We start from the raw sequence: 16,955 nt of genomic DNA, 5'->3' as shown, positions 1-16,955 counted from the left end.
CTTAATGTCTTCGGACAATAAATGAATACCAAGTCTCTGAGTGAACATACGTAATTCATTACGAAGTTTAATTCACGAGCATCAAACTTAAATTGAAGAGTTTGATCATGGCTCAGATTGAACGCTGGCGGCAGGCCTAACACATGCAAGTCGAACGGTAGCACAGAGAGCTTGCTCTCGGGTGACGAGTGGCGGACGGGTGAGTAATGTCTGGGAAACTGCCTGATGGAGGGGGATAACTACTGGAAACGGTAGCTAATACCGCATAACGTCGCAAGACCAAAGTGGGGGACCTTCGGGCCTCATGCCATCAGATGTGCCCAGATGGGATTAGCTTGTTGGTGAGGTAACGGCTCACCAAGGCGACGATCCCTAGCTGGTCTGAGAGGATGACCAGCCACACTGGAACTGAGACACGGTCCAGACTCCTACGGGAGGCAGCAGTGGGGAATATTGCACAATGGGCGCAAGCCTGATGCAGCCATGCCGCGTGTATGAAGAAGGCCTTCGGGTTGTAAAGTACTTTCAGCGAGGAGGAAGGGGGGATGGTTAATAACCATTTTCATTGACGTTACTCGCAGAAGAAGCACCGGCTAACTCCGTGCCAGCAGCCGCGGTAATACGGAGGGTGCAAGCGTTAATCGGAATTACTGGGCGTAAAGCGCACGCAGGCGGTCTGTCAAGTCGGATGTGAAATCCCCGGGCTCAACCTGGGAACTGCATTCGAAACTGGCAGGCTAGAGTCTTGTAGAGGGGGGTAGAATTCCAGGTGTAGCGGTGAAATGCGTAGAGATCTGGAGGAATACCGGTGGCGAAGGCGGCCCCCTGGACAAAGACTGACGCTCAGGTGCGAAAGCGTGGGGAGCAAACAGGATTAGATACCCTGGTAGTCCACGCCGTAAACGATGTCGACTTGGAGGTTGTGCCCTTGAGGCGTGGCTTCCGGAGCTAACGCGTTAAGTCGACCGCCTGGGGAGTACGGCCGCAAGGTTAAAACTCAAATGAATTGACGGGGGCCCGCACAAGCGGTGGAGCATGTGGTTTAATTCGATGCAACGCGAAGAACCTTACCTACTCTTGACATCCAGAGAACTTAGCAGAGATGCTTTGGTGCCTTCGGGAACTCTGAGACAGGTGCTGCATGGCTGTCGTCAGCTCGTGTTGTGAAATGTTGGGTTAAGTCCCGCAACGAGCGCAACCCTTATCCTTTGTTGCCAGCGGTTCGGCCGGGAACTCAAAGGAGACTGCCAGTGATAAACTGGAGGAAGGTGGGGATGACGTCAAGTCATCATGGCCCTTACGAGTAGGGCTACACACGTGCTACAATGGCGTATACAAAGAGAAGCGACCTCGCGAGAGCAAGCGGACCTCATAAAGTACGTCGTAGTCCGGATTGGAGTCTGCAACTCGACTCCATGAAGTCGGAATCGCTAGTAATCGTGGATCAGAATGCTACGGTGAATACGTTCCCGGGCCTTGTACACACCGCCCGTCACACCATGGGAGTGGGTTGCAAAAGAAGTAGGTAGCTTAACCTTCGGGAGGGCGCTTACCACTTTGTGATTCATGACTGGGGTGAAGTCGTAACAAGGTAACCGTAGGGGAACCTGCGGTTGGATCACCTCCTTACCTTAAAGAACCTGCCTTTGTAGTGTCCACACAGATTGTCTGATGAATGATGAACTTCTTAATGTACTTTCGAGTGTATTAAGAAGTTTTGCTCTTTAAAAATCTGGATCAAGCTGAAAATTGAAACGACACGCTGCGTCTGTTCTCCGTAAATAAGAACAGAATGACGGTGTGTTCGAGTCTCTCAAATTTTCGCAATCATGAAGTGAAACATCTTCGGGTTGTGAGGTTAAGCGACTAAGCGTACACGGTGGATGCCCTGGCAGTCAGAGGCGATGAAGGACGTGCTAATCTGCGATAAGCGTCGGTAAGGTGATATGAACCGTTATAACCGACGATTTCCGAATGGGGAAACCCAGTGCAATTCGTTGCACTATCGTTAAGTGAATACATAGCTTAACGAAGCGAACCGGGGGAACTGAAACATCTAAGTACCCCGAGGAAAAGAAATCAACCGAGATTCCCCCAGTAGCGGCGAGCGAACGGGGAGGAGCCCAGAGTCTGAATCAGTTTGTGTGTTAGTGGAAGCGTCTGGAAAGTCGCAGGGTACAGGGTGATACTCCCGTACACAAAAACACACAGGCTGTGAACTCGAAGAGTAGGGCGGGACACGTGGTATCCTGTCTGAATATGGGGGGACCATCCTCCAAGGCTAAATACTCCTGACTGACCGATAGTGAACCAGTACCGTGAGGGAAAGGCGAAAAGAACCCCGGCGAGGGGAGTGAAACAGAACCTGAAACCGTGTACGTACAAGCAGTAGGAGCCCACTTGTTGGGTGACTGCGTACCTTTTGTATAATGGGTCAGCGACTTATATTCTGTAGCAAGGTTAACCGAATAGGGGAGCCGCAGGGAAACCGAGTCTTAACTGGGCGTTAAGTTGCAGGGTATAGACCCGAAACCCGGTGATCTAGCCATGGGCAGGTTGAAGGTTGGGTAACACTAACTGGAGGACCGAACCGACTAATGTTGAAAAATTAGCGGATGACTTGTGGCTGGGGGTGAAAGGCCAATCAAACCGGGAGATAGCTGGTTCTCCCCGAAAGCTATTTAGGTAGCGCCTCGTGAATTCATCTTCGGGGGTAGAGCACTGTTTCGGCTAGGGGGTCATCCCGACTTACCAACCCGATGCAAACTACGAATACCGAAGAATGTTATCACGGGAGACACACGGCGGGTGCTAACGTCCGTCGTGAAGAGGGAAACAACCCAGACCGCCAGCTAAGGTCCCAAAGTCATGGTTAAGTGGGAAACGATGTGGGAAGGCACAGACAGCCAGGATGTTGGCTTAGAAGCAGCCATCATTTAAAGAAAGCGTAATAGCTCACTGGTCGAGTCGGCCTGCGCGGAAGATGTAACGGGGCTAAACCATGCACCGAAGCTGCGGCAGCGACACTATGTGTTGTTGGGTAGGGGAGCGTTCTGTAAGCCGTTGAAGGTGGCCTGTGAGGGTTGCTGGAGGTATCAGAAGTGCGAATGCTGACATAAGTAACGATAAAGCGGGTGAAAAGCCCGCTCGCCGGAAGACCAAGGGTTCCTGTCCAACGTTAATCGGGGCAGGGTGAGTCGACCCCTAAGGCGAGGCCGAAAGGCGTAGTCGATGGGAAACAGGTTAATATTCCTGTACTCGGTGTTACTGCGAAGGGGGGACGGAGAAGGCTATGTTAGCCGGGCGACGGTTGTCCCGGTTTAAGCATGTAGGCGGGCGTTTTAGGTAAATCCGGAACGTCATTTAACGCTGAGGTGTGATGACGAGGCACTACGGTGCTGAAGTAACAAATGCCCTGCTTCCAGGAAAAGCCTCTAAGCATCAGGTAACATCAAATCGTACCCCAAACCGACACAGGTGGTCAGGTAGAGAATACCAAGGCGCTTGAGAGAACTCGGGTGAAGGAACTAGGCAAAATGGTGCCGTAACTTCGGGAGAAGGCACGCTGATGGTAAGTGAAGTGACTTGCTCATGGAGCTGAAATCAGTCGAAGATACCAGCTGGCTGCAACTGTTTATTAAAAACACAGCACTGTGCAAACACGAAAGTGGACGTATACGGTGTGACGCCTGCCCGGTGCCGGAAGGTTAATTGATGGGGTTATCCTCGCGGAGAAGCTCTTGATCGAAGCCCCGGTAAACGGCGGCCGTAACTATAACGGTCCTAAGGTAGCGAAATTCCTTGTCGGGTAAGTTCCGACCTGCACGAATGGCGTAATGATGGCCAGGCTGTCTCCACCCGAGACTCAGTGAAATTGAACTCGCTGTGAAGATGCAGTGTACCCGCGGCAAGACGGAAAGACCCCGTGAACCTTTACTATAGCTTGACACTGAACACTGGTCCTTGATGTGTAGGATAGGTGGGAGGCTTTGAAGTGTGGACGCCAGTCTGCATGGAGCCATCCTTGAAATACCACCCTTTAATGGCTGGTGTTCTAACGTGGACCCGTGATCCGGGTTGCGGACAGTGTCTGGTGGGTAGTTTGACTGGGGCGGTCTCCTCCTAAAGAGTAACGGAGGAGCACGAAGGTTAGCTAATCCTGGTCGGACATCAGGAGGTTAGTGCAATGGCATAAGCTAGCTTGACTGCGAGCGTGACGGCGCGAGCAGGTGCGAAAGCAGGTCATAGTGATCCGGTGGTTCTGAATGGAAGGGCCATCGCTCAACGGATAAAAGGTACTCCGGGGATAACAGGCTGATACCGCCCAAGAGTTCATATCGACGGCGGTGTTTGGCACCTCGATGTCGGCTCATCACATCCTGGGGCTGAAGTAGGTCCCAAGGGTATGGCTGTTCGCCATTTAAAGTGGTACGCGAGCTGGGTTTAGAACGTCGTGAGACAGTTCGGTCCCTATCTGCCGTGGGCGCTGGAGAATTGAGGGGGGCTGCTCCTAGTACGAGAGGACCGGAGTGGACGCATCACTGGTGTTCGGGTTGTCATGCCAATGGCATTGCCCGGTAGCTAAATGCGGAAGAGATAAGTGCTGAAAGCATCTAAGCACGAAACTTGCCCCGAGATGAGTTCTCCCTGACCCTTTAAGGGTCCTGAAGGAACGTTGAAGACGACGACGTTGATAGGCCGGGTGTGTAAGCGTAGCGATACGTTGAGCTAACCGGTACTAATGAACCGTGAGGCTTAACCTTACAACGCCGAAGATGTTTTGGCGTGAGAGATGATTTTCAGCTTAGATTACAGATTTTCGGGAACGAAAGATTTTACGCAGAGGCAAGGCAGCAAATGAAGGAAAGGAAGGAGCATACTGGAGTATGTGACTGACTTTACGAATGCAGCCAACACAGCATCGGTGTAAAAGATTCGTTTCTGACAACAGAATTTGCCTGGCGGCGACAGCGCGGTGGTCCCACCTGACCCCATGCCGAACTCAGAAGTGAAACGCCGTAGCGCCGATGGTAGTGTGGGGTCTCCCCATGTGAGAGTAGGGAACTGCCAGGCATTAATTAAGTGAAGAGCCCATTCGTCAGGATGGGCTTTTTGCGTTTTTATGGTATTTAAAAAAACTGGATGTCAGCTTTGTCTCATCCGGCCTTGTATATTACTCGTGCACCAAATTGAGCAACGGATACGGTTTTCCCAGATCGTCCGTATCTGAACGTCCCGTCACCTTAAAGCCCATCTTCTTATAAAATCCAACCGCCTGTTCATTCTGCTCGTTGACGTTGGTCGTCAGTTTTGATGATAGCGTCAGCGCATGGTTGATCAGCAATTTCCCCACGCCAAAGCCGCGAACATCGGGATCGACGAACAACGCATCCATGTGCTCACCTGTAAGAAGCATAAAGGCGACAGGTTCATCTTCCTCCGTCACCGCGACCCACAGCGGTGCTTCCGGCAAAAACGAACTCACCAGCTCTTCCAGTTCCGCCCTATACTCTTTTGACAGGAAATCGTGCGTTGCATCGACCGAACGACACCAGATCGCAATCAGTTTTTCCCCTTCGTCATGCCGTGAACGGCGGATACTAATAACCATATATTCTCCTTTTATTCATTCTTATATTCTAACTCAAATATCTCCGTGAAATTTTCTCACCCTGTACTTGCAGGCTCGACATTCACCAGATTCCTGGGTATCTTCAGCTATCTGGATGTCTAAACGTTTATACGTATGCTATGAGGTAACAAAGTTATGCCAATTCGGGTGCAGGACGAGCTGCCGGCCGTCAATTTCTTGCGTAATGAAAACGTCTTTGTGATGACGACGACTCGCGCGACAACTCAGGAAATCCGCCCGCTGAAGGTGCTCATCCTCAATCTGATGCCGAAGAAAATAGAAACCGAGAACCAGTTTCTGCGGTTGCTTTCGAATTCTCCGCTGCAGCTTGATATCCAGCTGCTACGCATTGATGCTCGGGAGTCGCGCAATACACCAGCGGAGCATCTGAATAACTTCTATTGTAATTTTGAGGATATTTGCGATCAAAACTTTGACGGTTTGATTGTTACCGGCGCCCCCCTGGGGTTAGTTGAGTTTAATGATGTTGCCTACTGGCCGCAGATCAAGCAGGTGCTGGAGTGGGCTAAAGATCATGTCACCTCAACCTTGTTTGTCTGTTGGGCGGTACAGGCCGCGCTCAATATTCTCTACGGCATCCCAAAACAGACTCGTTCCGAAAAAATTTCTGGGGTATACGAACACCATATTCTACAGCCCCATGCTTTATTAACCCGTGGTTTTGACGACTCTTTCCTTGCCCCACATTCACGCTATGCCGACTTTCCGGCCGTATTGATTCGTGACTACACGGATTTAGAGATTCTGGCGGAGACGGAAGAGGGTGATGCCTACCTGTTTGCCAGTAAAGATAAGCGCATCGCCTTCGTGACCGGCCATCCTGAGTATGATGCGAATACCCTTGCCAGCGAGTTTTTCCGCGATGTTGAAGCTGGCCTCGATCCACAGATCCCGCACAATTATTTCCCACAAAACGATCCGCAGAACAAACCACGAGCCAGCTGGCGAAGTCATGGTAATTTGCTATTTATCAACTGGCTCAACTATTACGTTTACCAGATCACGCCATACGATCTACGCCATATGAATCCGACACTGGATTAATCTTCTACATAACACGATCCTAAAGCGTTTCAGCACTTTGCCTCTGGCACCTTCGGGTGCCTTTTTTGTTTTCGAAATCTGCTTCATGTTGTAATTTATTTTTAATTTTATTGTTATCAATAAGTTAATTGATATTTAAATTAAAAATGGAAATTGTTTTTGATTTTGTAATTTAATTGCGTAATCTTAATTGTGCTGAACGAAAACTACACAACGATCTTACGTTCGCGCCAACTGGATCAACCAAGAGGAGCAGCACAATGACGCAGCAGGCGACAATTACTGATGAACTGGCTTTTAGCCAGCCCTATGGCGAGCAAGAGAAGCAAATACTTACGCCTGAGGCAGTCGAATTCCTGACCGAACTGGTGAGCCGCTTTACGCCTGAGCGCAACAAATTGCTGGCAGCGCGCATCCAGCAGCAGCAGGAAATTGATAACGGTAAGCTTCCTGATTTTATTTCGGAAACAGATTCCATTCGTAATGGTGAGTGGAAGATTCGCGGTATCCCTGAAGACTTGCAGGATCGCCGGGTGGAAATTACTGGCCCGGTTGAGCGCAAAATGGTTATCAACGCGCTCAATGCGAACGTGAAAGTCTTTATGGCTGATTTCGAGGACTCGCTGGCACCCGAATGGAGCAAGGTCATTGATGGGCAAATTAACCTGCGTGATGCGGTTAACGGCACTATCAGCTATACCAACGAAGCAGGAAAGATCTATCAGCTCAAGCCAGACCCGGCATTACTGATCTGCCGCGTACGTGGTCTGCATCTGCCGGAAAAACACGTGACATGGCGCAGGGAAGCGATTCCCGGCAGCCTGTTCGACTTTGCTCTCTATTTCTTCCACAACTACAAGGCTTTACTGGCAAAAGGTAGTGGGCCGTATTTCTATCTGCCGAAAACTCAGGCCTGGCAGGAAGCCGCGTGGTGGAGTGAAGTCTTTAGCTTCACTGAAGACCGCTTTGAGCTTCCGCGCGGCACCATCAAAGCCACTCTACTGATTGAAACGCTGCCGGCCGTCTTCCAGATGGATGAGATCCTGCACGCGCTGCGTGACCATATTGTGGGTCTGAACTGCGGGCGCTGGGACTACATATTCAGCTATATCAAGACGTTGAAGAATCACCCGGATCGCGTTTTGCCAGACCGCCAGGTGGTGACGATGGACAAACCTTTCCTCAGCGCCTACTCGCGATTGCTGATTAAAACCTGCCATAAGCGCGGAGCCTTTGCGATGGGTGGCATGGCGGCATTTATCCCGAGCAAAGATGCTGAGCGAAATAACCAGGTACTGAATAAGGTAAAAGCCGACAAATCGCTGGAAGCCAATAACGGCCACGATGGCACCTGGATCGCCCATCCGGGGCTGGCGGATACCGCGATGGCCGTCTTTAACGGCGTGCTGGGCGAGAACAAAAACCAGCTGTTTGTCACCCGCGATGATGATGCGCCGATTACCGCCGAGCAGCTGCTGGCTCCCTGCGAAGGTGAACGAACCGAAGAGGGCATGCGCGCCAATATTCGCGTGGCGGTGCAGTACATCGAGGCGTGGATCTCCGGAAACGGCTGCGTGCCGATTTATGGCCTGATGGAAGATGCGGCAACGGCCGAGATCTCCCGTACCTCTATCTGGCAGTGGATCCATCACGAGAAAACCCTGAGCAACGGCAAGCCGGTGACCAAAGCGCTATTCCGCCAGTGGCTGGCTGAAGAGATGCGGGTGATTCAGGACGAACTGGGCGAGCACCGCTACAGCAGCGGGCGTTTTGATGAAGCCGCCCGCCTGATGGAACAAATCACCACTTCCGATGAGCTTATTGATTTCTTAACTCTGCCAGGTTACCGCCTGCTGGCCTAATTCACCCACAATTTACCCTATGGATTTCGCGTTGCAGTCAACGAACCTGCGGCGCGAAAGATGACGGGTAAAAATAATATGGAGCATCTGCACATGACGACCCGTACCCAACAAATCGAAGAATTAAACAAAGAATGGACCAACCCGCGCTGGGAAGGTATTACCCGCCCGTACAGCGCCGAAGACGTGGTGAAGCTTCGTGGCTCAGTCAACCCGGAATGTACCCTGGCCCAACTGGGTGCGGCGAAGATGTGGCGCTTGCTGCACGGCGAAGCGAAAAAAGGCTACATCAACAGCTTAGGCGCGCTGACCGGTGGACAGGCGTTGCAGCAGGCGAAAGCGGGCATTGAAGCGATCTATCTTTCTGGCTGGCAGGTCGCGGCGGACGCCAACCTGGCCTCCAGCATGTACCCGGATCAATCGCTCTATCCGGCGAACTCGGTACCGGCGGTTGTTGATCGGATCAACAACACCTTCCGCCGCGCGGATCAGATCCAGTGGTCTGCTGGCATTGAGCCGAACGATCCGCGTTACACCGATTATTTCCTGCCGATCGTCGCCGATGCGGAAGCAGGGTTTGGCGGCGTGCTTAATGCCTTTGAGCTGATGAAATCGATGATTGAGGCCGGTGCAGCGGCCGTTCACTTCGAAGATCAGCTGGCCTCGGTGAAGAAATGCGGTCATATGGGCGGGAAAGTGCTGGTACCGACCCAGGAAGCGATTCAGAAACTGGTTGCCGCACGTCTGGCGGCCGACGTTATGGGGGTCCCGACGCTGGTTATTGCCCGCACTGATGCTGATGCGGCGGATTTAATTACGTCAGACTGCGACCCTTACGATCGCGAATTTATCACTGGCGACCGTACTAGCGAAGGTTTCTTCCGTACCCACGCCGGTATCGAACAGGCGATCAGTCGCGGGCTGGCCTACGCACCGTATGCTGACCTGGTGTGGTGCGAAACCTCCACTCCGGACCTTGAGCTGGCGAAACGCTTTGCCGATGCGATTCACGCCAAATATCCGGGCAAGCTGCTGGCTTACAACTGCTCGCCGTCCTTTAACTGGCAGAAAAAACTGGATGATAAAACCATCGCCAGCTTCCAGCAGCAGCTGGCGGATATGGGCTACAAGTACCAGTTCATCACCCTGGCCGGTATTCACAGCATGTGGTTCAACATGTTCGACCTTGCGCACGCTTACGCGCAGGGTGAAGGCATGAAGCACTACGTTGAGAAGGTCCAGCAGCCGGAGTTTGCGGCGGCTAAAGATGGTTACACTTTTGTCTCTCATCAGCAGGAAGTCGGCACTGGCTACTTCGATAAGGTGACCACTATTATTCAGGGTGGGGCCTCGTCCGTCACGGCGTTAACCGGTTCAACAGAAGAAGAACAGTTCTGATGATTTCCCCCTCTCCCTCGCTCCGGGGGGAGAGGGATGGATGAGGGGGAAGCTATGACGCGTGGCCTGGAATTATTGATTGCTCAAACTATCTTGCAGGGTTTTGACGCCCAGTACGGACGTTTTCTTGAAGTAACTTCCGGCGCCCAGCAGCGCTTTGAACAGGCTGACTGGCATGCCGTCCAGCAGGCGATGAAACAGCGTATCCATCTCTACGATCACCATGTTGGTCTGGTCGTTGAACAGCTGCGCTGCATTACCGATGGCAAAAATACCGATGCTGATTTTTTGCTGCGGGTGAAAGAGCACTATACCCACTTGTTGCCGGATTACCCTCGCTTCGAAATTGCGGAGAGTTTTTTCAATTCCGTCTATTGTCGGTTGTTTGACCACCGCTCGCTGACTCCCGAGCGGCTTTTTATTTTCAGTTCACAGCCCGAGCGCCGTTTGCGCTCTATCCCACGCCCGCTGGCAAAAGATTTCTTCCCCGATCGTGGCTGGGACACCTTATTACGCAAGGTGTTATCCGATCTCCCTCTGCGTCTGCCGTGGCAAAACCGGGTGCGTGATATCGGCTATATCAACGTTTGTTTGCAGGAAGCGCTTGGCTGTGAACTGCTCTCCCGGTCGTATTTGCAGGTAGCGAACGAACTGTTTTATCGCAATAAAGCTGCCTGGTTGGTGGGTAAACTCGTCACGCCAATGGCGACGCTGCCTTTCCTGCTGCCAATCCATCGAACCGATGAAGGTGAACTGTTTGTCGATGCCTGTCTGACGACGCATGCCGAAGCGAGTATCGTTTTTGGCTTCGCCCGTTCCTATTTTATGGTTTACGCGCCGTTGCCCGGCGCGCTGGTCGAATGGCTGCGCGATATCCTGCCGGGTAAAACCACCGCCGAACTGTATATGGCGATTGGCTGCCAGAAGCATGCGAAAACCGAAAGCTATCGCGAATACCTGCACTATATCTCCCGCAGCGATGAGCAATTTATCGAAGCGCCGGGCATTCGCGGCATGGTGATGCTGGTATTTACCTTGCCGGGATTTGACCGGGTATTTAAGGTAATCAAAGACAATTTTGCGCCGCAGAAAGAGATGACGGCCGCACACGTGCGTGCCTGCTATCAGTTGGTTAAAGAGCACGACCGCGTGGGGAGAATGGCGGATACCCAGGAGTTTGAAAACTTTGTGCTGGAGAAACGGCAAATTGCGCCTGAACTCATGGCTCTGCTCCAAACCGAGGCTGGAGCAAAAATCACCGACCTGGGGGAGCGGATCATCATCAGCCATCTCTATATCGAGCGGCGAATGGTACCGCTGAATATCTGGCTGGAGCAGGTCGACGGTCAGGCGCTGCGCGATGCGGTAGAGGAGTACGGGAACGCCATTCGTCAGCTGGCCGCCGCCAATATTTTCCCCGGCGATATGCTATTTAAGAACTTTGGCGTCACGCGTCACGGCCGGGTGGTGTTCTACGATTACGATGAAATTTGCTATATGACGGAGGTGAATTTCCGCGAGATCCCGCCGGCGCGCTACCCGGAGGATGAGCTCGCCAGCGAGCCCTGGTATAGCGTCTCGCCGGGCGATGTTTTCCCGGAAGAGTTTCGCCACTGGCTGTGCGCTGACCGGCGCATCGGGCCGCTATTTGAAGAGATGCATGCCGACCTGCTGCGTGCTGATTACTGGCGGGCGTTGCAAACGCGGATTCGAGAAGGCCACGTGGAAGATGTCTACGCCTATCGCCGTCGCCAGCGCTTTTGCGTGCGCTACGACAACCTACAGCAGGCGGGTTAAGTAAATGGCCTGGTTCAGGCCACCTCAATAACGGCGAATTCTTCGTAAACCAGCTCCATATCCGGCGCCCAGGTGCCTTCGCGCTCAAAAAACGCCTGATGCGCAGATTGCCAGTAAGCAAGGCTCAAATCACCTTCGCCTTCCAGCGCAGCCAGTTCCGCGTTCATTTCATTGAAACGGATCAGCCGGAGCGCCAGGGTGCGTATCACACAGACTGCTTTACCTTTGCCGTCCAGCACAATGTGATATGCCCCAGGCGTCACGGGCAGCAGCTCTTGCTGATAGCTGGCAAGCGAGCCGCAGGTGCCGCGCTTTTTCCCGGCGACGACCAGGGCTGCCAGCTCGTCGGCGAGCTCCGGTGAATCACCGAAAGACCAGCAGAAAGCGGAAGGGTATTTATCCTGCCAGTATGATTTCAGATCGCTCATTTATCGCACTCCTCCATATGCCAGCGTCACTTCTTTCGCCGCCTTAATCGCTAGCGCCCCCAGTTCGGTAACGCGATCGTCGGTAATGCGCGAAATCGGCCCGGAGATAGAAATCGCGGCGAACGGCTCGTGGTGTTCATCATAAATACACGATGCCACACAGCGCAGGCCAAGGGCGTGTTCTTCATCATCAAACGAATAGCCGCGTTTACGCGTCTGGGCCAAATCTTCTTTCAGATGCACCGGCGACACCAGCGTGGCGTGAGTATAAGCATGCAGGCCTTTACGGTGCAGCAGGCTGGTCACTTGCTCTTCACTCAGTTGCGACAGAAACGCTTTCCCCGCGCCGGAAGCGTGCATTGGCAGCTTACCGCCAATCGGCGCTGACATACGCATTAGCTGGGTACACTGTACCTGGTCGATGATAATCGCCTGATGGTCGCCCTGGTCCAGCACCGCGAGGTTCACCGTCTCGCCGGAGTCTTCCATCAGCTGGCGCAGAATCGGATGGACGATCGCCAGCAGATTGCGGCTTTGCAGGAAGCTACTGCCGACGACAAAAGCATGCGCCCCCACCGACCAGTGCCCCAGTTCGCCAACCTGACGAACAAAACCCAACTGCTGCATGGTGGTCAGCAGGCGGTGAGTGGTCGAATTAGGCAAACCGGCCTGCTGGGCCAGCTCGGTCAGCGCGACGCTGCCGTGAGATTCAGAAATCCATTCGAGTAGCTTCAGGCCACGTGTCAGGGACTGAACTTGTCCACCAGCCGGAGTGGCTGCTGGAGAGGCAGGTTTTCTGCCGCGTTTTGCAGGAACGGGGGTAGCCATCGCGGACTCCTTTTTCTGTATCGTGGAAATTATTTTCGTTTTATTTGGCGATAATGCAATCACTACCCGACTGATCGGATGAGTGAAGCTGAACATGTCTCATGTTGCCGTTGTTTTCTTTTCCACCCTCCTGGTTTATGCCAGTATGGTCTGTTGAGTTTTTTCGGTCTGATTGAGCGTTGTCGGGAGCGAGTGTGAGCAGCAAAGTTGAGCAACTGCATCAGCAGTTAAAAGAACGTATTTTGGTTCTGGACGGAGGCATGGGTACCATGATCCAGAGCTATCGTCTGAGCGAGCAGGACTTTCGTGGCGATCGCTTTGCCGACTGGCCGTGCGATCTGAAGGGCAACAACGACCTGCTGGTTCTCAGCAAGCCTGAGGTGATAACCGCGATCCACGATGCCTACTTTGCGGCCGGGGCGGATATCATTGAAACCAATACCTTTAACTCGACGACCATCGCGATGGCGGATTACCAGATGGAATCCCTGTCGGCGGAGATCAACTTTGCGGCGGCGAAGCTGGCCCGCGCCAGCGCCGATGCCTGGACCGCCCGCACGCCGGAAAAACCGCGCTATGTCGCAGGCGTACTCGGCCCGACGAACCGCACCGCGTCTATTTCCCCGGACGTCAACGACCCGGCCTTTCGCAATATCACTTTCGATGGGCTGGTGGCGGCCTATCGCGAATCCACCAAAGCGCTGGTGGAGGGCGGCAGTGACCTGATCCTGATTGAAACCGTCTTCGATACCCTTAACGCCAAAGCGGCGATTTTTGCGGTGAAGGAAGAGTTTGAAGCGCTGGGCGTGGATCTGCCGATTATGATTTCCGGCACCATCACCGACGCCTCCGGGCGTACGCTTTCCGGTCAGACCACCGAAGCTTTCTATAACTCGCTGCGCCACGCCGATGCGCTGACCTTTGGACTCAACTGTGCGTTAGGCCCGGATGAACTGCGTCAGTACGTGCAGGAGCTGTCGCGCATTGCCGAATGCTACGTCACCGCGCACCCGAACGCCGGGCTGCCGAACGCCTTTGGTGAATACGACCTGGATGCCGACAATATGGCGGCGCAAATCCGTGAATGGGCTGAGGCTGGCTTCCTGAATATCGTTGGCGGCTGCTGCGGCACCACACCGGAACATATCGCCGCCATGAGCCGCGCCGTTGAAGGGCTGACGCCGCGCCAGTTGCCGGAGCTGCCGGTTGCCTGCCGTCTCGCAGGCCTTGAGCCGCTGAATATCGGTGATGACAGCCTGTTTGTGAACGTTGGCGAGCGTACCAACGTGACCGGCTCGGCAAAATTTAAGCGCCTGATTAAAGAAGAAAAATACAACGAAGCGCTGGACGTTGCCCGCCAGCAGGTGGAAAGCGGCGCGCAGATTATCGATATCAACATGGATGAAGGCATGCTCGACGCCGAAGCGGCGATGGTGCGATTCCTCAATCTGATCGCCGGTGAGCCGGATATTGCCCGCGTGCCGATTATGATCGACTCCTCGAAATGGGACGTCATCGAGAAAGGGCTGAAGTGCATTCAGGGCAAAGGCATCGTCAACTCCATCTCGATGAAAGAGGGCGTTGAGCCGTTTATCCACCATGCCAAAAAGGTGCGCCGCTACGGTGCCGCCGTGGTGGTGATGGCCTTTGATGAACAGGGCCAGGCCGATACCCGAGCACGCAAAATTGAGATTTGCCGCCGGGCGTACAAGATTCTCACCGAAGAAGTGGGCTTCCCGCCGGAAGACATCATTTTTGACCCGAATATTTTCGCCGTGGCGACCGGCATTGAAGAGCACAACAACTACGCCCAGGACTTTATCGGTGCCTGTGAAGACATCAAACGTGAGCTGCCGCATGCGCTAATTTCCGGCGGCGTCTCCAACGTCTCTTTCTCGTTCCGCGGCAACGACCCGGTGCGCGAAGCGATCCACGCGGTGTTCCTCTATTACGCTATCCGTAATGGCATGGACATGGGCATCGTCAACGCCGGTCAGCTGGCGATTTACGACGACCTGCCCGCCGAGCTGCGCGATGCGGTTGAAGATGTGATTCTGAACCGCCGCGATGATGGCACTGAACGTCTGCTGGATCTGGCGGAGGAATATCGCGGTAGCAAAGCCGACGAAAGTGCCAACATCCAGCAGGCTGAATGGCGTTCGTGGGAAGTGAAAAAGCGTCTCGAATATTCGCTGGTCAAAGGCATTACCGAATTTATCGAGCTGGATACCGAAGAAGCTCGTCAGCAGGCCGCGCGCCCGATTGAAGTGATTGAAGGCCCGCTGATGGACGGCATGAACGTAGTCGGCGATCTGTTTGGTGAAGGGAAAATGTTCCTGCCGCAGGTGGTGAAATCTGCCCGCGTGATGAAGCAGGCGGTGGCGTATCTCGAACCGTATATCGAAGCCAGCAAAGAGAAAGGCTCCAGCAACGGCAAGATGGTCATTGCGACCGTGAAGGGCGACGTTCATGACATCGGTAAAAATATCGTTGGCGTGGTGCTGCAATGTAACAACTACGAAATCGTCGATCTTGGGGTGATGGTACCGGCAGAGAAAATCCTCAGAACGGCGAGAGAAGTGAATGCGGATCTGATAGGCCTTTCCGGACTGATTACTCCGTCGCTGGACGAAATGGTCAACGTGGCGAAAGAGATGGAACGCCAGGGCTTTACCATTCCGCTGCTGATCGGCGGCGCGACGACTTCGAAAGCGCATACGGCGGTGAAGATCGAGCAAAACTATAGCGGCCCGACGGTCTACGTTCAGAACGCCTCACGCACCGTAGGTGTGGTGGCTTCGCTGCTCTCCGATACCCAACATGATGATTTCGTTGCTCGTACCCGTAAAGAGTATGAAACCGTGCGCATTCAGCACGCGCGCAAAAAGCCGCGTACGCCGCCGGTCACGCTGGAGGCGGCGCGCGATAACGATCTGGCCTTTGACTGGGAAAACTATACGCCGCCGGTGGCCCATCGTCTGGGCGTGCAGGAGGTTGAAGCCAGTATCGAAACCCTACGTAACTATATCGACTGGACGCCGTTCTTTATGACCTGGTCGCTGGCCGGGAAATATCCGCGCATTCTGGAAGATGAAGTGGTCGGCGTTGAGGCGCAGCGACTGTTCAAAGATGCTAACGATCTGCTGGATAAGCTGAGTGCTGAGAAAGCGCTTAATCCACGCGGCGTGGTGGGGTTGTTCCCGGCAAACCGCGTTGGCGATGATGTCGAAATCTATCGCGATGAAACCCGTACCCATGTGCTGAACGTGGGGCGTCATCTGCGCCAGCAAACGGAGAAAGTCGGCTTTGCTAACTACTGCCTGGCGGATTTTGTCGCCCCGAAATTGTCAGGGAAAGCGGACTACATCGGCGCGTTCGCGGTAACTGGCGGTCTTGAAGAGGACGCGCTGGCCGATGCTTACGAGGCGCAGCACGATGACTATAACAAGATCATGGTGAAGGCGATTGCCGACCGTCTGGCGGAAGCTTTTGCCGAATATCTGCATGAGCGGGTGCGTAAAGTGTACTGGGGCTACGCGGCGAACGAGAACCTCAGCAACGAGGAGCTGATCCGCGAAAACTACCAGGGGATCCGCCCGGCGCCCGGTTATCCTGCCTGCCCGGAGCACACCGAAAAGGCGACCATCTGGGAGCTGCTGGAAGTGGAAAAACACACCGGCATGAAGCTGACCGAATCCTTCGCCATGTGGCCCGGTGCCTCGGTCTCCGGCTGGTACTTTAGCCACCCGGACAGCAAGTACTTCGCGGTAGCGCAAATCCAGCGCGATCAGGTGGAAGACTACGCGTTGCGTAAAGGGATGAGCGTGGCGGAAGTTGAACGCTGGTTAGCGCCGAATTTGGGATATGACGCCGACTGATTCGGCAATCAGTTATCTTTCCTTACAACTAACAGGGCACTCAATGAGCGCCCTGTCTCTTTATTGT

Annotated in this window: 8 protein-coding genes and 3 rRNA genes; 8 read left to right on the top strand and 3 right to left on the bottom strand. The window is 53.7% G+C overall.

Annotation, left to right across the window (positions count from 1 at the left end):
- Positions 1-89 precede the first annotated feature (89 nt).
- The 3 genes from DA718_RS27750 to rrf all read left to right on the top strand — a co-directional run bounded on the left by DA718_RS27750 (position 90) and on the right by rrf (position 5,073).
- Positions 90-1,629: ribosomal RNA gene (locus tag DA718_RS27750) — 16S ribosomal RNA — on the top strand.
- Between the two features lie 227 nt (positions 1,630-1,856).
- Positions 1,857-4,763 (top strand): 23S ribosomal RNA (locus DA718_RS27745).
- A 194-nt stretch (positions 4,764-4,957) separates the two neighbouring features.
- Positions 4,958-5,073, top strand: a 5S ribosomal RNA gene (gene rrf / locus DA718_RS27740).
- Together the 16S, 23S and 5S rRNA genes form the textbook arrangement of a ribosomal RNA operon.
- 100 nt (positions 5,074-5,173) lie before the next feature.
- On the opposite strand, the gene DA718_RS27735 is transcribed toward rrf, so the two are convergent.
- A complete protein-coding gene (locus tag DA718_RS27735; RefSeq protein ID WP_112215925.1) occupies positions 5,174-5,611 on the bottom strand; it encodes an acetyltransferase in 438 nt (145 codons plus the stop codon).
- A 156-nt stretch (positions 5,612-5,767) separates the two neighbouring features.
- On the opposite strand from DA718_RS27735, the gene metA reads away from it, so the two are divergent.
- The 4 genes from metA to aceK all read left to right on the top strand — a co-directional run bounded on the left by metA (position 5,768) and on the right by aceK (position 11,754).
- Positions 5,768-6,697 carry a homoserine O-acetyltransferase MetA gene (metA, locus tag DA718_RS27730; protein ID WP_112215924.1) on the top strand — a complete coding sequence of 310 codons (930 nt, stop codon included), beginning with the start codon at positions 5,768-5,770 and terminating at the stop codon, positions 6,695-6,697.
- Between the two features lie 260 nt (positions 6,698-6,957).
- The gene (aceB, locus tag DA718_RS27725) at positions 6,958-8,559 is read left to right on the top strand and encodes a malate synthase A (protein ID WP_112215923.1); all 1,602 of its coding nucleotides are present in this window, start codon (positions 6,958-6,960) and stop codon (positions 8,557-8,559) included.
- Positions 8,560-8,652: 93 nt separating this feature from the next.
- Positions 8,653-9,957 (top strand): isocitrate lyase, encoded by a 1,305-nt coding sequence (gene aceA, locus DA718_RS27720; RefSeq protein ID WP_112215932.1) that lies wholly within the window; start codon positions 8,653-8,655, stop codon positions 9,955-9,957.
- A 54-nt stretch (positions 9,958-10,011) separates the two neighbouring features.
- Positions 10,012-11,754, top strand: a complete 1,743-nt coding sequence (gene aceK, locus DA718_RS27715; protein WP_112215931.1) for a bifunctional isocitrate dehydrogenase kinase/phosphatase — start codon at positions 10,012-10,014, stop codon at positions 11,752-11,754.
- Between the two features lie 14 nt (positions 11,755-11,768).
- Here aceK and DA718_RS27710 read toward each other — a convergent pair whose 3' ends face one another.
- Both DA718_RS27710 and iclR read right to left on the bottom strand, forming a co-directional pair.
- Positions 11,769-12,173 (bottom strand): ASCH domain-containing protein, encoded by a 405-nt coding sequence (locus tag DA718_RS27710; RefSeq protein WP_112215930.1) that lies wholly within the window; start codon positions 12,171-12,173, stop codon positions 11,769-11,771.
- A 9-nt stretch (positions 12,174-12,182) separates the two neighbouring features.
- Positions 12,183-13,010 carry a glyoxylate bypass operon transcriptional repressor IclR gene (iclR, locus tag DA718_RS27705; protein ID WP_112215922.1) on the bottom strand — a complete coding sequence of 276 codons (828 nt, stop codon included), beginning with the start codon at positions 13,008-13,010 and terminating at the stop codon, positions 12,183-12,185.
- A gap of 194 nt (positions 13,011-13,204) precedes the next feature.
- On the opposite strand from iclR, the gene metH reads away from it, so the two are divergent.
- Positions 13,205-16,888 (top strand): methionine synthase, encoded by a 3,684-nt coding sequence (gene metH, locus DA718_RS27700; RefSeq protein WP_112215921.1) that lies wholly within the window; start codon positions 13,205-13,207, stop codon positions 16,886-16,888.
- Positions 16,889-16,955 lie beyond the last annotated feature (67 nt).

Source organism: Klebsiella huaxiensis (assembly GCF_003261575.2).
GTDB classification, from domain to species: Bacteria; Pseudomonadota; Gammaproteobacteria; order Enterobacterales; family Enterobacteriaceae; genus Klebsiella; species Klebsiella huaxiensis.
This window is presented reverse-complemented; position numbering and strand designations above follow the sequence as displayed.